Consider the following 21,328-nt stretch of genomic DNA (forward strand, 5'->3'; position numbering starts at 1 on the left):
GCCGGCCTACCGGGGCCCGCGCGCGAGCGTGAGCAGCCGGTCGAGGATCCGCACGCCGTCCAGGCGCAGCCCGTTGTGCGGCCACTCGTCGGTCAGCCAGCGGCGCACGCCGGGCAGGTGCGCCAGCGTCTGCTCGGAGAGCTCGCGGTCGACGAAGGCGTCGTCGGCGTAGACGATCGCGGCGCCCGGCAGGTCGACCGCCGCGAGCGAGGCCTCGTCGTACAGCCGGGGCCAGGGGTGCTCGGCCAGCAGCGCCGCGGTGGCGGCGTACGGCCGCAGCCCGGGCTCGTCCTCGAAGTGCCAGGGGAACAGGTGCTCGCCGGTCAGCACGGCGCTGCCGTCGGCGAGGTCGTCGGGCAGTGCGCGGTGGGCGGCCCACGAGGTGCGCCCGCCGTCGGCGTAGCAGGCCTCGTGGATCACCGCGTAGAGCGGGTTGCGGCCGGTGAAGGGCAGCATCGCCTCGAGGTCGGGCACGAACGCGGGGGAGAGCGGGTCGCGCTCGAGCAGGTGGTGCAGCGCCTCGTCGCCGTCGAGCCCGAGCTGGTTGCCGACGGTGCGGACCAGCCGCGGCGTCAGCGCGCTGCCGTCGGGGCGGACCAGCTCGCCGGCCGCGGCCAGGTCGAGCACGGCCCGCAGCCGCGCGGCGTCCTCGGGGAAGCGGCGGTGGTGCGCGGCGTCGAGGCGCCGCACCGTGGCGTACGTCGCGGCGTACACGTCGGCGACCGGGGTCGCCAGGGGCGGCAGCCCGCCGGTGAAGAAGGTCTCGGTGAGGCTGTCGGGGAAGCGCGAGCGGTAGTGCAGCACGCAGAAGCCGCCGAACGACTGGCCCAGCACCGCCCAGCGACGCACCCCCAGGTGCTCGCGCAGCGCCTCCGCGTCGCGCACGATCGCGTCGGCGCGGTGGTGCACCAGCCGGGCCGCCTCGCGCTCGGGGTCGAGGGTGGCGCCGCGGGGAGCGCCCCACGGCGTGGACAGGCCGGTGCCGCGCTGGTCGAGGAGCAGCACCCGGAAGTCGCGCAGCGCCCGACCGATCCAGGCCGGGGCCAGCGGGTGCCCGGTCGGACGCGGGGCCTCGTGGCCCGGGCCGCCCTGGAGGAACACCAGCCACGGCCGGTCCTCGCCGCCGGGGGCGGTCACCTCGCGCGCGAACACCTCGAGCTGCTCGCCGCCGGGGTCGTCGTGGTCGAGGGGCACCGTCAGCCGGTGGTCGACCAGGGCCAGTCCGCCGCGCGAGGTCCGGGAGCTCGTCATCGCCCCACCCTAGGAGGCGGGCTCAGCGGGCGTGCTGCTCCAGCTGGTCCTCGACGTACGCCGGCCGCGCGACCGAGAGCCCGACCAGCAGCTGCGGGACCGCGAGCACCAGCAGCACGAGCAGCGGGACGGTCCAGCTGCCCGTGGCGTCGTGGAGCACGCCCATGCCGAACGGCCCGACGGCGGCGAGCAGGTAGCCCACCGACTGGGCCCAGCCGGACAGCGCGGCGGTACCCTCGGGGGTGCGGGCGCGCAGCCCGATGAGGGTGAGGATGAGCGGGAAGGCGCACAGCCCGATCCCGACCAGCACGGCCCACAGCCAGGCGCCGGCGACGGGCGCGAGGACCAGGCCGGCGTACCCGAGGGGGTAGCAGGTCATCAGCACGACCATGAGCGGGCGCTGGTCGTCGGTGCGGGCCACCAGCCACGGGATGAGCAGGGACAGCGGGATGCTCAGGCCCCCGATGACGCCGAGCAGGACGCCCGCGGTGGTCGCGGAGAACCCGGCGTCGCGGTAGACGACGCCGAACCAGCCGTACACGGCGTACGCCTGGAGCGACTGGAGGCCGAAGAACAGCGACATCCGCCGGCCCAGCGGGGTGCGGCCGACGGCGAGCACCCCGATGCCCGCGGGCCGCTCGACGTCGGGGTCGCGGCGGTCGCGGCCGACCAGCCCGATCCAGGGCACCGCGGCGACCGCTGCGACCAGGGCCCAGGTGAGCAGGCCGTCGCGCCAGCCCCCGCCCGTGGCCTCGCCCACCGGCACCGTCAGGGTCAGCGCCGAGGTGAGGCCGACCGCGAGCGCCGTGGTGTAGATCGAGGTGAGCAGCCCGATGCGGTCGGGGAAGTGCAGCTTGACCAGGGACGGCAGCACGACGTTGCCGGTCGCCATGCCGGCCAGGGCGAGCAGCGAGAGCAGCAGGAACGACGACTCGTGGTCCACGCGGCTGCGCGCCCCCAGGCCGACCGCGACGCACAGCAGCGCCACCAGCGTCAGCCGGTGCGGCCCGACGGCGCGGGCCAGCCGGGGCGCCAGCGCCCCGAAGACCGCGAAGGCGAGCACGGGCAGCGTGGTGAGCAGCCCCGCCTCGGCCCCCGACAGCCCCAGGTCGGCGCGGAGGTCGCCCAGCACCGGGCCGACGCTGACCGCGGCGGGCCGCAGGTTGAAGGCGAGGGCGACGATCGCCACGACCACCAGCACGCGCCGGGGGCCCGGGCGCGCGGCGGCTCGCGGGTGAGGAGCGGGGTGAGGCGCGGTCACCTCGGCAGTGTGCAGCAGCGGCGGTCCTGCACCGTGGCCGGGGCGGGTCCGCGGACCGGGACCGGCCCTGGTCGTCGGGCGGCCGGGCGGGTCTGATGGACCCATGGCCGCCGACCCGTCCGAGGGCGTCTACGTGCCCACGACGGACGCCCCCGTCCCGGGCGACCGGCGCGTGGAGCTGCGGCGCGCGGCCGACGGCCGGGTGCTGCTGTTCGGCTACTCCGGCGTGGCCCGGATGCACGCGCTCTACCGCCGCGACTGCCGCTGGGCGCGCCTGGGCCCCGACGAGCTGGCGGCCCTGCAGATGCTGGTGCCCCACGAGCTGGTGATCGACGCGGTCGCGGACCTCGTGGTCGTCGACCCCCGCGACGCCTCCTGAGCCCCGCGCCGTGCCACGATCGGTGGGTGCACCGGATCACCGACGAGCAGCGCCGGCGCCGGCTGCTGCGGCGGCACCGCCTGGTCGAGCCCGCGGCGTCGGTCGAGGAGGCCGTGGCCTCGGTGGTCTGCCTGCACGCGACCGAGCCCCCGAGCGTGCCGCTGTCGGTCGCGGTGCGCAGCGACGCGACCCTGGCCGACGTGGAGGCGGCGCTCCAGGACCGGCGCAGCGTGGTCAAGCAGCTCGCGATGCGGCGCACGCTCTTCGGCTTCCCGCGCGAGCTGCTGCCCGCGGCGTGGGGCAGCGCCTCGGCCCGCGTCGCCGGCACCGAGGCCGCGCGGCTGGCCAAGGAGGTCGGTCTCACCGGCGTGGCGGGCACCGCCGGGGACGGCCCCGCCTGGGTCGAGCAGGTGGCGGCCGAGGTGCTGGAGAGCCTGCACCGCGACGGTCCGGGCACGACCTCCGAGCTGCGCGCGCGGCTGCCCGTGCTCGACCTGCGGCTGGAGCAGAGCCCGGGCAAGAGCTACGGCGGCAGCACGCCGGTCGCGGCCCGGGTCCTCACGCTGCTCGGCGCCCGCGGGCAGGTCGTGCGCGGGGAGAACACCGTGGGCTGGCGCCAGGCCCGCCCGCGCTGGACCCCCACCCGCGACTGGCTGGGGGAGGTGCCCCAGGCGCTGCCCGCCGACGAGGGCTACCGCGTCCTGGTCGGGGCCTGGCTCGCCCGGTTCGGTCCCGGCACCGAGACCGACCTGGTCTGGTGGCTCGGCTCGACGAAGACGGCCGTGCGCCGCGCCCTGGCCGACCTGGGTGCGGTGCAGGTCGAGCTGGTGGGCGAGCTGGGCAGCCGCGGCACCGGCTGGGTGCTGCCGGGCGACGAGCAGGCGCCCGAGGACGACGAGGAGGCCGGCACCGGGGTGGCCACGCTGCTGCCGGTGCTGGACCCGACGCTCATGGGCTGGAAGGAGCGCGGCTTCTACCTCGATCCCGCAGACGTGCCCTACCTGTTCGACAGCAACGGCAACGGCGGCACGACCGCGTGGTGGCAGGGACGGGTCGTCGGGTGCTGGGTCCAGGACGACGCGGGCGTGGTGCGTCCCGTGGTGCGCCACGACGTGGGCGCCGAGGCGACGGCGGCGCTCGCCGACCGGGCGGCGGTGCTGAGCGACTGGCTCGCGGGCGACCGGGTCTCGACCGTCTACGCCTCGCCGCAGATGCGCGGCGAGCGGCTGCCCTGAGGGCCGACCTGACGGCTCCCGCGGTGCCGGTCGCGGCTAGGGTCTGCGGGTGCGAGAGCAGCCCGAGCAGCAGGCCCCGCCGGTGCAGCGTCTCCGGATCCGCTACGCCAAGCGTGGTCGGCTGCGCTTCACCAGCCACCGCGACTTCAGCCGCGCCTTCGAGCGCGCGGTCTTCCGCGCCCGGGTGCCGATGGCCTACTCGTCGGGCTTCAACCCCCACCCGCGCATCTCCTACGCCGGCGCGGCGCCGACCGGGTCGGCGAGCGAGGCGGAGTACCTCGAGATCGCCCTGGCCGAGGTCGTCGACCCGGCCGACGTCCACGCCTCGCTCGCGGCGTCGCTGCCCGACGGGCTCGACATCCTCGAGGTCGTCGCCAGCGCGGGCGGCTCGATGCCGGACCGGCTGACGGCCTCGGTGTGGCGGCTCTCGCTCGACCGCACGGCCGTCGAGGCGGCGCAGGACGCGGTCCGGACGCTGCTCGACACGCCCGAGGTGCTGGTCGAGCGGATGACCAAGAAGGGGCTGCGGCGCTTCGACGCCCGAGCGGCGATCCACAGCGCGGCGGTCCGCGGAGAGGACCCCGGACGGCCCGGGTGTGCGATACTCGACGTGGTCCTGCGGCACGGCTCGCCGTCCGTGAGACCCGACGACGTTCTCGCCGCTCTGCACGCAACCTCCGGCCTCGACGTCACCGCCGCCCTCCAGCAGCGGTTGGCGCAGGGGCCCCTGGATGAAGCAGACGGCACGGTGGGTGATCCGTTGGCACCCGACCGCGACGCGGCCGATCGGTGAAGGTGACAGCTTCTCCGCATCTGTAGGCCCGGCGACCGCGGTTGGTGCGAGCAGGCCCGACCGACGCGCACAGGCGGAGGGTGTGGTCGCCACCAGAAGGCTTTGTCGTACGGCCCGCCGCATCCCGCGGCTCGACGTACGCCGTGACCAGCACCAGCCGGCCGACGGGGAACCGTGACCGGGCTCGTGCAGTAGGAGCTCACCCCGTGCTCGACGACGACACCACCTCCGGCACCCCCGCGGACGACGCGCCCACCGGGGCGTCCCCCCAGGAGCCGACCGCGGCGCCCACCGACGCGCCGGCCGGCGCGGCCGACGCCCCCGCCGAGGCCCCGGCCCGCAAGACCGCTCGCAAGAGCACCCGCAAGACCGCGCCCAAGAAGGCCACGGCCGCCGACACCCCGGCGGCCGGCGCCGAGGCCGGCGAGCCGGCAGAGGCCGCCCCGGCGCCGCGCAAGCGGGCCTCGCGCAAGAAGGCCGCGGCCGCCCCGCCCGCCGCCGAGGCGGGCCCGGCCGACGCGCCGGCCGCCGACGCTCCCAACCCCGACGCCAGCCCCGACGCCGGGTCCGACGCTGGGACCGGGGCGGGCACCGAGGCGCCCGTCTCGGCCGCCCCCGCCGTGCTGTTCCAGGCGCCGGTGAAGAAGGCGGCGCCGCGCAAGCGCGCGACCCGCAAGGCCGCTCCCGCCCCGGTGTCCGACCCGGTGGCCGAGCCCGCGACCGAGGCCGTGGCGGAGCCGGTGTCCGAGCCCGCTCTGCCGGCCACGGAGCCGTCCGGCGAGACCGGCGACCAGGGCGCGACCGAGGCGGCCCCGGCCAAGAAGGCCGCCCGTCGCACCCGCAAGTCCCCGGCCAGGAAGGCCGCCGAGGCGGCTCAGGCTGCCGAGGCCGCTGCCGTCGACGCGGCGACCGACGAGGAGCAGGCCCAGCTGGTGCTGCCCGCCGAGGTCGAGGGGGCCGACGCGACCGCGACCACCGCCGCCGTCGAGGACGGCACCGAGGAGGAGACCGCGGGTGACGCGACGGCCGCGGCCGATGCGTCGGACGCCTCGGACGACGACTCCACCGCCACCGACGACGCCACCGCCACCGACGACGCCACCGACGCCGACGACTCCACCGACGACTCGGACGACTCCGACGACGAGTCCGGGGACGGTGCTCCCCGGCGCCGCCGCCGTCGTGGCGGTCGCCGACGCCGCGGACGTGGCTCGGACCGCGACTCCGACGGTGACGACCGGGACGCCGCCGACACCGGCGACGACGCCCCGGCGGACGGCACCGACCGCTCGGGCTCCACGGGCCGGGACACGGATCGGTCCGCCGACCGGGGAGCGGACCAGGACGACACCACGGACGCGACCGACGAGGGCGACGACGCCGACGAGAGCGGGTCCGGCTCGGGTGGCCGGTCCGGCCAGCGATCCGGCGGTCGCTCCCGCAACCGCGGACGTGGCCGGGGCAACGGGTCCCGTGACGACGCCGAGGACTCCGACGAGGGCGGCGACGCCACCTCCTCGGAGCACGACGACGACCAGCGCGACGACTCCGGCGACGACGGCTCCGAGGGCGGGGGCGGCTCGCGCCGCCGGCGCCGCCGGCGGCGCTCGGGCGACGGCGGGGGATCGGGCAGCGACGGCGGCGACGAGCCCCGTCGCCCGCGCAACGTCGAGGACGAGATCACCAGCATCGGTGGATCGACCCGGCTCGAGGCGAAGAAGCAGCGCCGTCGCGAGGGCCGCGAGGCCGGTCGCCGCCGCGCGCCCATCGTCAGCGAGGCCGAGTTCCTCGCCCGCCGCGAGTCCGTCGACCGGGTCATGGTGGTGCGCCAGCGCGCCGACCTGACCCAGATCGCCGTCCTCGAGGACAAGGTGCTCGTCGAGCACTACGTGGCGCGGGAGTCGCAGACCTCCCTCATCGGCAACGTCTACCTCGGCCGGGTGCAGAACGTGCTCCCGTCGATGGAGGCCGCCTTCATCGACATCGGCAAGGGCCGCAACGCGGTGCTGTACGCCGGCGAGGTCAACTGGGCCGCCCTGGGCCACAAGGACGGCCAGCAGCGCAAGATCGAGTCCGTGCTGACCTCGGGCCAGTCGATCCTGGTGCAGGTCAGCAAGGACCCCATCGGCCACAAGGGTGCCCGGCTCACCGGGCAGATCAGCCTGCCGGGCCGCTTCCTGGTCTACGTGCCGGAGGGCACCACCTCGGGCATCTCGCGCAAGCTGCCCGACACCGAGCGCAACCGTCTCAAGAGCCTGCTCAAGGAGATCGTCCCCAGCGGCGCCGGCGTCATCGTGCGGACCGCCGCGGAGGGCGCTTCCGAGGAGGAGCTGACCCTCGACGTCGAGCGTCTCACCGCCCGGTGGAACGACATCGAGGAGAAGGTCCGCTCCGGCAAGTCGCCGCAGCTGCTCTACGGCGAGCCCGACCTGACCCTCAAGGTCGTCCGCGACCTGTTCACCGAGGACTTCGCCAAGCTGGTCATCCAGGGCGACGACGCCTGGGACCTCGTCGACGGCTACGTCTCCCACGTCGCGCCCGAGCTGCGCGACCGGCTGCAGCACTACGGCCCCGCCGAGGTCGGCCAGAGCGGCGGCCAGGACGTCTTCGCGGCGTACCGCGTCGACGAGCAGATCGCCAAGGGCCTCGACCGCAAGGTCTGGCTGCCCTCGGGCGGCTCGCTGGTGATCGACCGCACCGAGGCCATGACCGTGGTCGACGTCAACACCGGCAAGTTCACCGGCTCCGGGGGCAACCTCGAGGAGACGGTCACCAAGAACAACCTCGAGGCTGCCGAGGAGATCGTGCGCCAGCTGCGGCTGCGCGACATCGGCGGCATCATCGTCGTCGACTTCATCGACATGGTCCTGGAGTCCAACCGCGACCTGGTGCTGCGCCGGATGGTGGAGTGCCTGGGCCGCGACCGGACCCGCCACCAGGTCGCCGAGGTGACCTCGCTCGGCCTGGTGCAGATGACCCGCAAGCGCATCGGCACCGGTCTGCTCGAGTCCTTCAGCCACGACTGCGAGCACTGCCGCGGCCGCGGCGTCGTCGTCGAGGACCAGCCCGTCGCGCCGCGCGGTGGCGGCTCGGGCGGGGACGACGACGAGCCCCGTGGTCGACGCGGCCGCAACGGTCGCCGGGGTGGCCAGAACGGCGGCCAGAACGGCGGCCAGAACGGCGGCCAGAACGGCGGCCAGAACGGCGGCGGCCGGGACGGCAGCCAGGACGGGCGGGGCGACCAGCAGGACGCGGCGGCCGGCTCCGCGACCCCCTCTCCGAAGGACCTCGCCCACAGCCGCCCGCCCGAGAAGGACGACGAGTCCGGGGCCCCGGCCGCGAGGGCCGACCACGACGCCGACACCACGTCCGAGCAGCCCGCCGGCCCCTCGACGGACGCCGACGAGCGCACCGTCGTCGGCCACCCGACGGGCACCGCGCCCGAGCCGATGGACGTGCCGGTCGAGCACGCCGACGAGACGTCGGTCACGCCCGTGGCGACCGCCGAGCCCGAGGCACCCGAGACGCCCGAGACGCCCGCGGCTGCCGAGGTCACCGACCGGCCCGACACGGGGTCCGACGAGCAGGAGCCCGAACCGGCCCCGTTCGTGCCCGAGGCCCCGGCCGCCCCGCCGGCGGCCCCCCGGGTCGTCACCAGCACCCGGCGCCGGCGTGCCGGACGCCCGGCCGGACCGCCCACCCCGGTGGACGAGGCCGAGACGCCCGCGGGCGCCGGCACCGCGGCCGGACCCGGTGCCGAGCCCGTCGACGTCCCGGTCGAGCCGGGGGCGGCGGGGGAGGACCTCGCCAGCACCCTGGCCGAGGCGGAGGCGCCCGAGGACTCCGACGTCACCGGCGGCGGCACGGCGTACGACGGCGAGGACGGTGACGGCGAGCCCGGTGAGGGCGGATCGCTGCTGCACGTGCCCGTCAAGCGCAAGGGCGCCCGCAAGCGCTGAGACCGGGCCGGTGGGGCCGGGGTCGTTTTGACCCGGCCCCCGCCGGGCCGTAAAGTTCACCCTTGGTGTGCTCACCCCACACCCGACCGTTGTGGCACCACGCTCCCGCCGTCTCCCGGACCGGGTGCAGCGTGAGCCGCCGCAGCCCAGACTTCAACGCACCAGACCCGAGGAGAGTGAGTCGCCGTGTACGCAGTCGTGCGCGCTGGCAGCAAGCAGCAGAAGGTTGCCGTGGGCGACGTCATCGAGATCGACAAGACGGACAGCGGGGTCGGCGAGTCGCTGACCCTCCCGGTCGTCATGGTCGTGGACGGCGAGACCGTCACCTCGTCCGGCCTGGACAAGGCCGGGGTGACCGTCGAGGTCCTCGGCGCCACCAAGGGCCCGAAGATCGTCATCCAGAAGTACAAGAACAAGACCGGCTACAAGAAGCGCCAGGGTCACCGCCAGAAGTACACCCAGGTCAAGGTCACCGACATCACCGTCTGACCCCGCGTCGGACCCCACGTCTCCTCCAGAAGGCAAAGGACTAGAGCTCATGGCACACAAGAAGGGTGCGGCTTCCACCAAGAACGGCCGCGACTCCAACGCGCAGCGTCTCGGCGTCAAGCGCTTCGGTGGTCAGCTGGTCAACGCCGGCGAGATCATCGTGCGCCAGCGTGGGACCCACTTCCACCCCGGGGCCGGCGTCGGCCGCGGCGGTGACGACACCCTGTTCGCCCTCGTCGGCGGCAACGTGGAGTTCGGCACCAAGCGCGGTCGCCGCGTCGTCAACATCCTCCCTGCCGGGGAGTGACGCACCGCGGTCGGTGAATCGCTTCGAGCGAGGGCGTCCCTGAGTTTCTCGGGGGCGCCCTTCGCCGTTCCACCCCACCGCCGCACCCGTCGCCGTCCGACGGCGCCCGCACCACCAGCAGCTCCCTCCCGCACCACCCGCAGCAGCACCCCTACCGAGCACCACCGAGAGGTTCCACCGTGGCCGTCCCCACCTTCGTCGACCGGGTCCGGTTGCAGCTCGTCGCCGGACGAGGGGGCAACGGCGTCGCGTCGGTGCACCGCGAGAAGTTCAAGCCGCTCGGCGGCCCCGACGGCGGCAACGGCGGCCCCGGCGGGTCGATCGTGCTGCGCGTCGACCCCGACGTCACCACCCTGATCGACTACCACCACCAGTCCCGCCGCGTCGCGCCCCACGGCGGCCACGGCGCCGGTGACTTCCGCAACGGCGGACACGGCGAGGACATGGTGCTGGTGGTGCCCGACGGCACGGTCGTCACCGACGAGCACGGCGAGGTCCTCGGCGACCTGGTGGGCCCCGGCACCGAGATGATCATCGCCGCGGGCGGCAAGGGTGGCCTCGGCAACGCGGCCCTCGCCTCGTCCAAGCGCAAGGCCCCCGGCTTCGCGCTGCTGGGCGAGCCCGGCGAGGAGCTCGTGGTCCACCTCGAGCTCAAGGTCGTCGCCGACATCGGGCTGGTCGGCTTCCCCAGCGCCGGCAAGTCCAGCCTCATCGCCGCGCTCTCGCGGGCCCGGCCCAAGATCGCCGACTACCCGTTCACCACGCTGGTGCCCAACCTCGGGGTGGTCAAGGCGGGCGACACCACCTTCACCGTGGCCGACGTCCCCGGCCTCATCGAGGGGGCCAGCGAGGGTCGCGGCCTGGGTCACGACTTCCTGCGCCACGTCGAGCGCTGCGCCGCCCTGGTCCACGTCGTCGACCTGGCCACGATGGAGCCCGGACGCGACCCCGTCAGCGACCTCGACGTCATCGAGCGCGAGCTGGAGCAGTACGGCGGCCTCGCCGACCGGCCCCGCCTGGTGGCCCTCAACAAGGCCGACGTGCCCGACGGGCGCGACATGGCCGACATCGTGCGCGAGGACGTCGCCCGCCGCGGATGGCCCGTCTTCACCGTCAGCGCCGCCAGCCACGAGGGCCTGCGCGAGCTGTCCTTCGCGATGGCCGGCATCGTGGCCGCCCGCCGCGCCGAGGCGCCCGTCGAGGAGTCCACCCGGATCGTGCTGCGCCCCCGCTCCACCAGCGGTGGCGAGGACTTCACCGTCAAGCGCACCGGCGAGGGCTGGCGCGTGCGCGGCGAGAAGCCCGAGCGCTGGGTGCGCCAGACCGACTTCAGCAACGACGAGGCCGTCGGCTTCCTCGCCGACCGCCTCGAGCGGCTCGGTGTCGAGGCCAAGCTGGTCACGCTCGGCGCGGAGGAGGGCGACACCGTGCTCATCGGGCACCCGGACAACGCCGTGGTCTTCGACTTCCGCCCCGGCATCGACGCCGGTGCCCAGATGCTCGGCCGTCGCGGCGAGGACCAGCGCTTCACCGAGTCGCGCACCGCGGCCCACCGCCGTCGGGCCATCGACGCGGCCATGGCGACGCGGGCCGAGGGCGAGGAGCGCGCCGACGTCGCGCGTCGCTACGACGAGGAGCACGGCCTGACCCACATCGACTTCGGCGACGAGGACGACGCGGCCGACGGGGCCGACCGGCCGATCGACGACGGCTGGGACGAGGACGACGACGCATGACCCGCGAGGCCGTGACGGGCGCCCGGCGGGTGGTGGTCAAGGTCGGCTCGTCCTCGCTGACCACCGCGGCCGGCGGCATCGACCCCGAGCGGGTGCGCTCGCTGGTCGAGAGCCTGGTCGGCGTGCGGCTGCGGGGCGCCGAGCTGGTGCTCGTCTCCTCGGGCGCCATCGCCGCGGGGCTGGCCCCGCTGGCCTTCCGGCGCCGGCCGCGTGACCTGGCCCGGCAGCAGGCGGCCGCCTCGGTCGGGCAGGGCCTGCTCGTGCACCGCTACACCGAGGAGTTCGCGCGCCACGGCCACGTGACCGGCCAGGTGCTGCTCACCGTCGACGACGTCACGCGCCGCAGCCACTACGCCAACGCGCAGCGCACCTTCGACAAGCTGCTCGAGCTCGGGGCGGTGCCGATCGTCAACGAGAACGACACGGTCGCCACCTCCGAGATCCGCTTCGGCGACAACGACCGGCTGGCCGCGCTGGTGGCCCACCTGGTCCACGCCGACCTGCTGGTGCTGCTCTCCGACGTCGACGGCCTGTACGACGCGCCGCCCGGCGACCCCGGCAGCACCCGGTTCGCCGACGTGCGGTCCTTCGAGGAGATCGCCCACGTCCGCGTCGGTGGCGCCGGCGGGGCCGGGGTCGGCACGGGTGGGATGGAGACCAAGCTCGACGCCGCCCGGATCGCCACCGGCGCCGGCATCCCGGTCGTGCTCACCAGCGCCGCGCACGCCCGCGCCGCCCTGGAGGGCGAACCCACCGGCACGCTGTTCCACGCCACCGGCAAGCGCCGCCCCACCCGGCTGCTCTGGCTGGCCCACGCGACCGAGCCCAAGGGCCGCCTGGTCCTCGACGCCGGTGCCGTGCGGGCGCTGACCGAGCGCCGGGCCTCGCTGCTGCCGGCCGGGGTGACCGGCGTGGTGGGCAGCTTCGTGGCGGGCGACCCCGTCGAGATCGTCGACCAGGACCAGCGGGCGGTGGCGCGCGGGCTGGTCAACTACGGCGCCGACGAGCTGCCGGGGCTGCTCGGCCGCTCGACCCGCGAGCTGGCCCGCGAGCTCGGGGCGGCGTACGAGCGCGAGGTCGTGCACCGCGACGACCTGATCGTCCTGTGAGGGTCCTGGGGCTCGTTCCAGATCCTGACGAAAGAGGGCGAATCTGGCCGTTTTGCCGTCTCCCGTCCCACACCTCGGACAGACTGGCCGCAGCCGGAGCAGCAGCCCGGCGCCGGTCCCGGGGCGGAGCGGCGTGATGAGCATCGAGTCGGACGGGGCGTGGGCCAGGTGGAGACCGAGGTGCGTCACTGGCACGTGACGCTGACCGTGGGCGGTGCGCCCGTCGAGCCGCTGCTGGCCCGGGCGGCGCTCCAGCGACTCAGCGAGGAGCGGCCCTTCCTCGACTCGGTCACCACGACCGGGGACTCCGCCGAGATCCAGTTCTGGGACCAGGGCGAGTCCATGCTCGACGTGGCCTCGCTCGCCATGCGGCTGTGGAACGAGCACCGCGAGTCGGCCCGGCTGCCCGGCTGGGAGGTCGTCGGCCTCGAGATCGTCGAGAAGGGCGTCCGCGAGCGCCGCTCGGAGGCGGGCCGCCGGGCCTGACCCGGCTGCGTCGAGACCCCGGCGACCGGGCCAGACCGGCCCCGGGGACCCCGAGCCGCGCGGTTAGGCTGGGCGCATGCCCGCTGCCGCCTTCACCGAGCTGGCGGGACGCGCCCGCGAGGCCGCCACCGTCCTGGCCCTGGCGACCAGGGCCACCAAGGACGCCGCCCTCCACGCCATGGCCGACGCGCTGCTGCGGGCCGAGACCGAGGTGCTGGCGGCCAACGCCGGCGACGTCGAGGCGGCCCGCGGCACGGGCACCCCGGAGCACCTGCTCGACCGGCTGCGGCTCGACGCCGACCGGCTCGCGGCGATGGCCCAGGGCCTGCGCGACGTGGCCGGCCTGCCCGACCCCGTGGGCGAGGTGGTCCGCGGCTCGACGCTCGCCAACGGCCTGCGGCTGCGGCAGGTCCGCGTGCCGTTCGGCGTCGTCGGCATCATCTACGAGGCCCGGCCCAACGTCACCGCCGACGCGGCCGGCATCTGCCTCAAGAGCGGCAACGCGGTGCTGCTGCGCGGCTCCTCGAGCGCGCTGCGCTCCAACACCGCCGTGGTGGCGGCGCTGCGCGCGGGCGCGTCGTCGGCCGGCCTGCCCGCCGACGTCGTGCAGCTGCTGGCGGGGGAGGGCCACGAGTCGGTCAAGGAGCTGATGCGGGCCCGCGGCCTGGTCGACGTGCTCGTCCCGCGCGGCGGCGCCGGGCTGATCAGCTCGGTCGTCGAGGAGTCGACGGTGCCGGTCATCGAGACCGGGGTGGGCAACTGCCACGTCTACGTCGACGCCGCCGCCGACCTCGACATGGCGCTGCGGATCGTGCTCAACGCCAAGACCCACCGCACCTCGGTCTGCAACGCCGCCGAGTCGCTGCTCGTGCACGCCGACGTGGCCGACGCGTTCGTGCCGCGGGTGGTGGCCGCGCTGCAGGAGGCCGGCGTCCGCATCCACGGCGACGCGGCGTTCGCCGCCCACGACGGCGTCGAGCCCGCGACCGAGGAGGACTGGGGGACCGAGTACCTCGCGCTCGAGATCTCCGCGGCCGTCGTGCCCGACCTCGACGCCGCCCTGCGCCACGTGCGGCGCTGGTCCTCGGCCCACTCCGACGCGATCGTCACCGATTCCGCCGCGGCGGCGGAGCGCTTCGTGGCCGAGGTCGACTCGGCGGCCGTGCTGGTCAACGCCTCGACGCGCTTCACCGACGGGGGCGAGTTCGGCTTCGGCGCCGAGATCGGCATCTCCACGCAGAAGCTGCACGCACGCGGCCCGATGGGGCTGCCGGAGATGACCTCCACGAAGTACGTCGTGACGGGGGACGGCCACACGCGGTGAAGCTCCTCCTGCTCACCCTGGGCTTCGGGGTCCTCTCCTCCAGCATCCCGGTGTTCAACATGGAGGCCTACATCTCGGTCGTCTACGCCAGCAACGGCAAGACCCACGTGCTGGCGCTCGCGGCGGTGGCCTCGCTCGGCCAGAACATCGGCAAGCTGGTCTGGTACTACGCCTCCCGGGGCGCCTTCGACGTGCCGTGGATCCGCAAGCGGATGGGGGAGCCCAAGCGCCAGGCGCAGCTCGAGCGCTGGCGTCACCAGGTCGAGGGCCGGCCGGTCTTCAGCGGGGCCCTCAACTTCGTCTCGGCGGCCGTGGGCTTCCCGCCGTTCTTCGTGATGGCGATGGTCGCCGGCACGCTGCGGATGAACGTCGTGGTCTTCTTCGTCACCGGCCTGCTCGGCCGCACCCTGTTCTTCTGGGCCTGGCTGGTGGGCGTCGGGCTGATCGTGCACTGAGCCTGCCCCGAGCTGGGTGGCGAGGTCCGGATAGGCTGCGGCCCATGATCGAGCTCCTGCTGCTGCTGCCGCTCTCCGAGGCCGAGGGCGAGGGTCCCGGCGCGACGCCGTACCTGATCGGGCTCGGCGCGCTGGCCCTGCTGCTCTTCGCGGTGTTCGCCCTCACCGCCTTCGGCAAGGGACGCGATCACTCCTGAGCGGCTCGCAGGGGACCGAGACGCTCGCGGCGCCCGAGGGTCGGCGCCGGCGCGTGGGCGTCATGGGCGGCACCTTCGACCCCATCCACCACGGACACCTCGTCGCCGCCAGCGAGGTGCAGGCGTGGTTCGACCTCGACGAGGTCGTCTTCGTGCCGACCGGCCAGCCGTGGCAGAAGTCCGACCGTGACGTCAGCCAGGCCGAGCACCGCTACCTGATGACGGTCGTCGCGACCGCCTCCAACCCGCGGTTCACGGTCTCGCGCGTCGACATCGACCGCTCCGGCCCGACGTACACCATCGACACGCTGCGCGACCTGGCCGAGCGGATCCCCGACGCCGACCTCTACTTCATCACCGGCGCCGACGCGCTGGCCGAGATCTTCACCTGGCGCGACGCCGAGGAGCTCTTCGGCCTGGCCCGCTTCGTGGGCTGCACGCGCCCGGGCTACGAGATGAGCCAGAGCACGCTCGACGGCATCCCGTCGGACCGCGTCACGATCCTCGAGATCCCCGCCCTGGCGATCTCCTCGACCGACTGCCGCGAGCGGCGCGCCAAGGGCGAGCCGGTGTGGTACCTCGTGCCCGACGGCGTCGTCCAGTACATCGCCAAGCACGACCTCTACGCCACCACCGGAGGAACCCCGTGACCGCATCGACCCGCGCCGTCGAGCTGACCCACGTCGCCGCCCGCGCCGCCTCGGACAAGATCGCCGAGGACATCGTGGCCTTCGACGTCTCCGAGCAGCTCGCCATCACCGACGTCTTCCTCATCTGCTCCGCCGGCAACGAGCGCCAGGTGCGCTCGATCGTCGAGGCGGTCGAGGACCGGCTCCGCGAGGCCGGCGCCAAGCCGGTGCGGCGCGAGGGAGAGCGCCAGGGCCGCTGGGTGCTGCTCGACTACGCCGAGATCGTGGTGCACGTGATGCACACCGAGGAGCGCGAGTTCTACGCCCTCGAGCGGCTGTGGCGCGACTGCCCGACCATGACGCTGCCCGCCGACGTCACCCCCGGCCGTGGCCGCTGACCGACGGCTGGTGCTGGTGCGCCACGGGCGCACCGCCTGGAACGCCGAGGGCCGCGCCCAGGGCCACACCGACATCGGGCTCGACCACCTCGGGCGCGCCCAGGCCGAGCAGATGGCCCCGGTCGTGGCCGCGCTCGACCCGGTGCTGCTCGTCACCAGCGACCTCGCCCGCGCGCGGCAGACCGCCGCGCGCCTGGAGCAGGCGACCGGCCTGGTCGCCGAGGCGGACCCGCGGCTGCGGGAGTACGACACCGGCGCGCGGACCGGCCTGACGTTCGCCGAGTACGCCGCCCGGGTCGGAGCCGACGCCGCCCGCTCGCTCGACGTGCACGCCCACGTCGACGCCGCCGGGGCGGAGACGGTCGAGCAGGTGGGGGAGCGGATCGTCCCGGCCCTGCGCGAGGTCCTGGAGCGCGTCGCGCCCGGGCAGACCGCCGTCGCGGTGCTCCACGGCGCCGCGCTGCGGGTCGGGGTGGCCGGGCTGCTCGGCTGGCCGCTCGGGGCGGCCGACGGCCTCGAGGCGATGCGCAACTGCGGCTGGGCGGTGCTGCGCGAGCGCGCGGGGGGCCGGCTGCGGCTCGCGGCGTACAACCAGACGGCGGGTCAGATCCCCGAGGTCTGAGCCCCGCGTCGCGCGGGGGGACCCCCGATTCGCGTCGCGGGAGGTCGACCGCTAATATTTCCCGCGTTGCCGAAACGGCGAACCGGACACGATCCGGGGACACCGACGAGGCAGCGGAGGGGCTGTGGCGCAGTTGGTAGCGCACCTGCATGGCATGCAGGGGGTCAGGGGTTCGAATCCCCTCAGCTCCACCGATCGAAGTCCCGTCCGGGGTCCCCGGGCGGGACTTCTGCCGTCCCGGGACCGACGCGGGACCATCTGCTCACGACCCCGGCTCGGACTCGAGGTCCTCGTTGGTCCGGCCGCTGAGGACCGAGGTCAGCTCCGTGGCCGCGACGTCGCTGCCCGGCACGGCACCGGCGTCGTCAACCTTGACGAGGATCCAGCTGGAGTCCTGGCCGCCCATCCGCGTGCGGGTGAGGGCGAAGGCGCCCCCCAGCCGGTGGCCGTGCAGCTCGACCTTGAGGTGGCCCGCAGCCACGGCGTCGGTCAGCTCGACGGGCCGGCCCCGGCGGCGGGTCTGGTTGGTCAGGGTGCCGGTGTCCCAGACGATCTTGGTGCCCGGACCCCGGCCCCCCTCGTGCCGTCCCTCGTACGTCGCGTGGTCGAGGTCGTGGTCGCCGACCCTGACGGCCAGCCGCTTGACGGCCGGGTCGAGCGAGGGCCCCTTGGGCACGGCCCAGCTGACGAGCACGCCGCCGACCTCCAGGCGCAGGTCGAAGTGCAGCGTCGAGGCGTGGTGGCGCTGCACCGTGAAGACGGGGGCCGGGGCGGCTCCCTCCGGCGGGGTCACGGCCGCACGGTCGGGCGGCGGGGCAGCCGGGTGACCAGCCAGGCCACGGCGGCCGAGCCGACCGCGATCAGGACCGCGGCGACGGCCACGGCGGCGTACCCGTCCACGTCGGGGTCGAGGAAGGGGTAGGGGTACCACCCGTCGAGCAGGCCCCGCACCAGCGCCCAGGCGGCGTACAGCAGCGGGTAGGCCAGCCACAGCAGGCCGACCCGCCACGGGATCCGCTCGGCGGGCGGGTCGACCACCCAGTCGAGGAGGACCACCACCGGCACCACCTGGTGCAGCACGGTGTTGTCCCACGGCACCGCGGTGAGGGCGACGCCCTCGATGGGGGCCAGGAGCACGGCGAAGACGACGAGCACGACGACCATGTAGACCGTCGTGGCGCCACGCACCCGGTCGAGGAGCCGCGGTCGGCGACCCTCGGTGAGCGCGGTGGCGAGCAGGACGACGACCACCAGCAGGTTGGTCTGCACCGTGAAGTAGCTGAAGAACTCGGTCGGGCGGAACGCGCCCCGCTCGACCAGCGTGGCCAGCTCGGTCACCACCGCGGAGAAGCCCAGCAGCGCGAACGCCACCCGCACCACCGGCAGCCACCGTCGCGACGTCACGAGACCCACGCTAGTGGTCGGGCCCGACGCGCGGGCGTGCTCAGGGCTCGAACCGGTAGCCCATCCCGGGCTCGGTCAGCAGGTGGCGCGGACGCGCGGGGTCGCGCTCCAGCTTGCGGCGCAGCTGGGCGACGTAGAGGCGCAGGTTGCCGTGGGCCGACTCGTAGCCCGGTCCCCACACCTCCGACAGCAGCCGGGCCTGGGTGAGCAGCCGTCCGGGGTGGCGCACCAGCACCTCGAGCAGGTGCCACTCAGTGGGCGTCAGGCGTACGTCGGACCCGTCGCGCACCACCCGTCGCGCGGCCAGGTCGACCGTGGCGTCCTCCAGCTCGACCACCGGGGGCTCGTCCTCGGGACGGCCGGCCCGCCGCAGCATGGCCCGCATCCGGGCGAGCAGCTCGTCCATCTCGAAGGGCTTGGTCACGTAGTCGTCGGCACCCGCGTCGAGCGCCTCGACCTTGTCGGCGGAGTCGGAGCGGCCCGAGAGCACCAGGATCGGCACGGTGGTCCAGCCGCGCAGCCCGGCCACGACCTCGGTGCCGTCGAGGTCGGGCAGCCCCAGGTCGAGCACGACGATCTCCGGCCGGTGGCTGGCCGCCACGGACAGGGCCTCGGCGCCGCCGGTGGCCGTGCGCACGTCGTACCCGCGGGCGCGCAGGTTGATCTGCAGCGCCCGGACGATGGCCGGCTCGTCGTCGACGACGAGCACCCGCGTCACGGCAGCGCCCCGGCCGAGCGCTCGCGGAGCCCGGGAGCCGGCGCGGCGTCGGGCCCGGCCGCGGCGCGCAGCCGCAGCACCATCGTGAGGCCGCCGCCGGGGGTGTCGTCGGCCTCGAGGCTGCCGCCCATGGCCTCCGCGAGCCCGCGCGAGAGCGCCAGCCCGAGGCCGACCCCGGTGGTGTTGTCGGAGTCGCCGAGCCGCTGGAAGGGGGCGAAGACGCGGTCGCGCTGGTCGACGGGGATGCCGGGGCCGCGGTCGACCACCCGCAGCTCGACGACGTCGCCCACCCGCCCGGCCGTGAGCCGGGGCGGGGCGCCGTCGGGGGAGAAGCGCAGGGCGTTCGCGACCAGGTTGACCAGCACCCGCTCCAGCAGCCCGGGGTCGGCCTCGACGTCGGGCAGGTCGGGCTCGACGGCGAGCTCCACCGTGGTGGCGCCGAGGTCGTCGAGCGCACGGGCGCCCACCTCGCCGAGCCCGGTCGCCCGCAGCTCGACGGCCATCGCGCCGGCCTGCAGCCGGCTCATGTCGAGCAGGTTGGCGATCAGCGCCGCCAGCCGGTCCAGCGACTCGTCGGCGGCGCCGAGCAGCTCGGCGGTGTCCTCGGGGCCCAGGTGCAGGTCGGGGCTGCGGAGCGTGGAGACGCTGGCCTTGGCCGCGGCCAGGGGGGTGCGCAGGTCGTGCCCGACAGCGGCGAGCAGGGCGGTGCGGGTGCGGTCGACCTCGGCCAGCGCCCCCGCCTCCTGCGCCCGGGCCCACAGCCGGCGCCGGTCGAGCAGCACCACCACCTGGGTCGCGAAGGCCGCGACCACCCGCTCGTCCTCCGCCTCGAGCAGCCGCCCGTCGAGGGCGAGCACGCGCTCGGCCCCCACCGGGACGACCGTGGCCGCGTCGTCGGGCCGGCAGCCGCCCCCGGTGGTGGCGAGCAGCTGCTCGCCCTCCCACAGCGACACGGCGTCGAGGGCGAAGGTCTCCCGCAGCCGCTCCAGCACCAGCTGCAGCGAGTCGCCCTCGGCCAGCACGACCGAGGTGAGGTCGGCCAGCGTCTGGGCCTGCGCGGCGGCGCGGGCGGCCTGGCGGGTGCGCCGGGCTGCGAGGTCGACCACCGAGCTGACCAGCATCGCCACCGCCACGAACACCGCCAGCGCGAGGGCGTTGTTGGGGTCGGTGACCGCGAGGGTCCGGTAGGGCGGGGTGAAGAAGTAGTTGAGGGAGGCCGACCCGACGACCGCGGAGACCAGGGCCGGGCGCAGGCCGCCGACCAGCGAGACGGTGACCGTGAGCAGCAGGAACAGCAGCATGTCGCTGACGAGGTTGACGTCGTCGCGCCACGGCAGCAGCAGCCCGACCAGCAGCAGCGGGGCGACGAGCGCGGCGGCGTACCCGCTGCGGACCCGGGTGGCGCCCAGTGCGCTGCCCCGTCGCGGCGGCGGCGCGGCCCGCCCGGCGTGGGCGTGGGTGACGATGTGGACGTCGATGTCGCCCGAGGCCCGGATCGTGCGGGTGCCCACCCCCGGGCCGGCGAGCAGCGCGGCGAGCCGGGAGCGGCGGCTGTCGCCCAGCACCAGCTGGGTGGCGTTCTGCCCGCGGGCGAAGGCGAGCAGCGCCTCGGCGACGTCGTCCCCCACGACCTGGTGGTACGACGCGCCCAGCGACTCGGCGAGCCGGCGCTGCTCGGCGAGGTCGGCGCCGCCGGTCTCGAGCAGGCCGTCGGAGCGGGTGACGTGGACGGCCACCAGGTCGCCGCCCGCGCGCCGCGCCACCCGGGCGGCCCGCCGCAGCAGGGTCTCGCCCTCGACCCCGCCGGACAGCGCCACCACGACGCGCTCGCGGGCCTCCCAGGTGCCGCTGATGCGGTGCTGCTCGCGGTAGAGGTTGAGGGCGTCGTCGACCCGGTCGGCCGTCCAGAGCAGGGCCAGCTCGCGCAGCGCGTTGAGGTTGCCGGGCCGGAAGTAGTGCCCCAGCGCGGCGTCCACCTTGTCGGGCGCGTAGACGTTGCCGTGCGCCAGCCGCCGGCGCAGCGCCTCGGCCGTCATGTCGCGCAGCTCGATCTGGTCGGCGGCCCGCACCACGGCGTCCGGCACGGTCTCGCGCTGCGGCACCCCGGTGATCTTCTCGACCACGTCGTTGAGCGAGGCGAGGTGCTGCACGTTGACGGTGGTGATGACGTCGATCCCGGCCGCGAGCAGCTCCTCGACGTCCTCCCAGCGGTGGCGGTGACGCGAGCCCGGCACGTTGGTGTGCGCCAGCTCGTCGACCAGCACCAGCCGCGGGCGGCGGGCGAGGACGGCGTCGAGGTCCATCTCCTCCCACGTCGAGCCGCGGTAGGGGAGCACCCGGCGGGGCACGACCTCCAGGCCCTGGAGCATCTCCTCGGTGTGGCGGCGGCCGTGGCACTCGACCAGGCCAACGACGACGTCGGTGCCCCGCTCGAGCCGGCGGCGGCCCTCGCCGAGCATGGCGTAGGTCTTGCCCACCCCCGGGGCGGCCCCGAGGTAGACCCGCAGCCGCCCGCGCGACCGGTCGCGGCCCCCCTCGGGGTCGGCGGCCTGCCCGGGGGCGGGTGGGGTGGTCAC

21 protein-coding genes and 1 tRNA gene are annotated in these 21,328 nt (G+C 75.2%); 16 read left to right on the forward strand and 6 right to left on the reverse strand.

Annotation, left to right across the window (positions count from 1 at the left end; genetic code table 11):
• Positions 1-6: 6 nt before the first annotated feature.
• Positions 7-1,251, reverse strand: a complete 1,245-nt coding sequence (locus tag BLU55_RS01815; RefSeq protein WP_091725402.1) for an alpha/beta fold hydrolase — start codon at positions 1,249-1,251, stop codon at positions 7-9.
• A 22-nt stretch (positions 1,252-1,273) separates the two neighbouring features.
• A complete protein-coding gene (locus BLU55_RS01820; protein WP_231916998.1) occupies positions 1,274-2,512 on the reverse strand; it encodes an MFS transporter in 1,239 nt (412 codons plus the stop codon).
• Positions 2,513-2,615: 103 nt separating this feature from the next.
• Between BLU55_RS01820 and BLU55_RS01825 the strand changes: the two genes are divergently transcribed.
• From BLU55_RS01825 to BLU55_RS01895, 16 genes are all read left to right on the forward strand, one after another.
• Entirely contained in the window at positions 2,616-2,891 is a 276-nt protein-coding gene (locus BLU55_RS01825) for a hypothetical protein (protein WP_091725405.1), read from the forward strand.
• Positions 2,892-2,917: 26 nt separating this feature from the next.
• Complete coding sequence (locus tag BLU55_RS01830) at positions 2,918-4,126, forward strand: winged helix DNA-binding domain-containing protein (protein ID WP_091725406.1); 1,209 nt, start codon at positions 2,918-2,920, stop codon at positions 4,124-4,126.
• 49 nt (positions 4,127-4,175) lie between these two features.
• Positions 4,176-4,919 (forward strand): TIGR03936 family radical SAM-associated protein, encoded by a 744-nt coding sequence (locus BLU55_RS01835; protein WP_091725408.1) that lies wholly within the window; start codon positions 4,176-4,178, stop codon positions 4,917-4,919.
• 206 nt (positions 4,920-5,125) lie between these two features.
• On the forward strand, positions 5,126-8,878 hold the full coding sequence (locus BLU55_RS19690) for a ribonuclease E/G (RefSeq protein ID WP_091725409.1): 3,753 nt from the start codon (positions 5,126-5,128) through the stop codon (positions 8,876-8,878).
• Between the two features lie 186 nt (positions 8,879-9,064).
• The gene (gene rplU, locus BLU55_RS01845; protein ID WP_091725411.1) at positions 9,065-9,367 is read left to right on the forward strand and encodes a 50S ribosomal protein L21; all 303 of its coding nucleotides are present in this window, start codon (positions 9,065-9,067) and stop codon (positions 9,365-9,367) included.
• 49 nt (positions 9,368-9,416) lie between these two features.
• Positions 9,417-9,674: a 50S ribosomal protein L27 gene (rpmA, locus tag BLU55_RS01850; protein ID WP_091725412.1), complete on the forward strand. Its 258-nt coding sequence runs from the start codon at positions 9,417-9,419 to the stop codon at positions 9,672-9,674.
• A 179-nt stretch (positions 9,675-9,853) separates the two neighbouring features.
• Entirely contained in the window at positions 9,854-11,410 is a 1,557-nt protein-coding gene (obgE, locus tag BLU55_RS01855; RefSeq protein ID WP_091725414.1) for a GTPase ObgE, read from the forward strand.
• Complete coding sequence (gene proB, locus BLU55_RS01860; protein ID WP_091725416.1) at positions 11,407-12,519, forward strand: glutamate 5-kinase; 1,113 nt, start codon at positions 11,407-11,409, stop codon at positions 12,517-12,519. The genes obgE and proB overlap by 4 nt, the downstream gene beginning before the upstream one ends.
• 159 nt (positions 12,520-12,678) lie before the next feature.
• Positions 12,679-13,005 (forward strand): hypothetical protein, encoded by a 327-nt coding sequence (locus BLU55_RS01865; RefSeq protein WP_091725418.1) that lies wholly within the window; start codon positions 12,679-12,681, stop codon positions 13,003-13,005.
• 76 nt (positions 13,006-13,081) lie between these two features.
• Positions 13,082-14,329, forward strand: coding sequence for a glutamate-5-semialdehyde dehydrogenase (locus BLU55_RS01870; protein ID WP_091725419.1), 1,248 nt, complete (start codon positions 13,082-13,084; stop codon positions 14,327-14,329).
• Positions 14,326-14,784, forward strand: a complete 459-nt coding sequence (locus BLU55_RS01875) for a VTT domain-containing protein (RefSeq protein WP_091725421.1) — start codon at positions 14,326-14,328, stop codon at positions 14,782-14,784. The genes BLU55_RS01870 and BLU55_RS01875 overlap by 4 nt, the downstream gene beginning before the upstream one ends.
• Positions 14,785-14,828: 44 nt before the next feature.
• Positions 14,829-14,981, forward strand: a complete 153-nt coding sequence (locus BLU55_RS19300; protein WP_157682681.1) for a hypothetical protein — start codon at positions 14,829-14,831, stop codon at positions 14,979-14,981.
• Between the two features lie 53 nt (positions 14,982-15,034).
• The gene (nadD, locus tag BLU55_RS01880; RefSeq protein WP_269457934.1) at positions 15,035-15,631 is read left to right on the forward strand and encodes a nicotinate-nucleotide adenylyltransferase; all 597 of its coding nucleotides are present in this window, start codon (positions 15,035-15,037) and stop codon (positions 15,629-15,631) included.
• Positions 15,628-16,008, forward strand: a complete 381-nt coding sequence (rsfS, locus tag BLU55_RS01885; protein ID WP_091725422.1) for a ribosome silencing factor — start codon at positions 15,628-15,630, stop codon at positions 16,006-16,008. The genes nadD and rsfS overlap by 4 nt, the downstream gene beginning before the upstream one ends.
• Positions 15,998-16,630, forward strand: coding sequence for a histidine phosphatase family protein (locus BLU55_RS01890; RefSeq protein ID WP_091725424.1), 633 nt, complete (start codon positions 15,998-16,000; stop codon positions 16,628-16,630). Before rsfS ends, BLU55_RS01890 begins: the two co-directional genes overlap by 11 nt.
• 118 nt (positions 16,631-16,748) lie before the next feature.
• Positions 16,749-16,821, forward strand: a tRNA-Ala gene (locus BLU55_RS01895).
• A 71-nt stretch (positions 16,822-16,892) separates the two neighbouring features.
• Here the strand turns inward: BLU55_RS01895 and BLU55_RS01900 are convergent.
• The 4 genes from BLU55_RS01900 to BLU55_RS01915 are packed head-to-tail and all read right to left on the reverse strand — an operon-like array spanning position 16,893 to position 21,259.
• The gene (locus BLU55_RS01900; protein WP_197681068.1) at positions 16,893-17,423 is read right to left on the reverse strand and encodes a DNA polymerase ligase N-terminal domain-containing protein; all 531 of its coding nucleotides are present in this window, start codon (positions 17,421-17,423) and stop codon (positions 16,893-16,895) included.
• A complete protein-coding gene (locus tag BLU55_RS01905) occupies positions 17,420-18,034 on the reverse strand; it encodes a Pr6Pr family membrane protein (RefSeq protein ID WP_091733297.1) in 615 nt (204 codons plus the stop codon). Before BLU55_RS01905 ends, BLU55_RS01900 begins: the two co-directional genes overlap by 4 nt.
• 40 nt (positions 18,035-18,074) lie before the next feature.
• On the reverse strand, positions 18,075-18,752 hold the full coding sequence (locus tag BLU55_RS01910) for a response regulator (RefSeq protein WP_091725425.1): 678 nt from the start codon (positions 18,750-18,752) through the stop codon (positions 18,075-18,077).
• Positions 18,749-21,259, reverse strand: coding sequence for a DUF4118 domain-containing protein (locus tag BLU55_RS01915; protein WP_269457949.1), 2,511 nt, complete (start codon positions 21,257-21,259; stop codon positions 18,749-18,751). Before BLU55_RS01915 ends, BLU55_RS01910 begins: the two co-directional genes overlap by 4 nt.
• Between the last annotated feature and the right edge of the window lie 69 nt (positions 21,260-21,328).

It is taken from the genome of Nocardioides scoriae, from assembly GCF_900104965.1.
Classification (GTDB): Bacteria; Actinomycetota; Actinomycetes; order Propionibacteriales; family Nocardioidaceae; genus Marmoricola; species Marmoricola scoriae.

What these genes read in the sequence shown, in the direction of transcription:
- BLU55_RS01815 (WP_091725402.1), bottom strand. Translation starts at nt 1,251, where the DNA reads ATGACGAGCTCCCGGACCTCGCGCGGCGGACTGGCCCTGGTCGACCAC.
- BLU55_RS01825 (WP_091725405.1), top strand. Translation starts at nt 2,616, where the DNA reads ATGGCCGCCGACCCGTCCGAGGGCGTCTACGTGCCCACGACGGACGCC.
- rpmA (WP_091725412.1), top strand. Translation starts at nt 9,417, where the DNA reads ATGGCACACAAGAAGGGTGCGGCTTCCACCAAGAACGGCCGCGACTCC.
- proB (WP_091725416.1), top strand. Translation starts at nt 11,407, where the DNA reads ATGACCCGCGAGGCCGTGACGGGCGCCCGGCGGGTGGTGGTCAAGGTC.
- BLU55_RS01870 (WP_091725419.1), top strand. Translation starts at nt 13,082, where the DNA reads ATGCCCGCTGCCGCCTTCACCGAGCTGGCGGGACGCGCCCGCGAGGCC.
- BLU55_RS19300 (WP_157682681.1), top strand. Translation starts at nt 14,829, where the DNA reads ATGATCGAGCTCCTGCTGCTGCTGCCGCTCTCCGAGGCCGAGGGCGAG.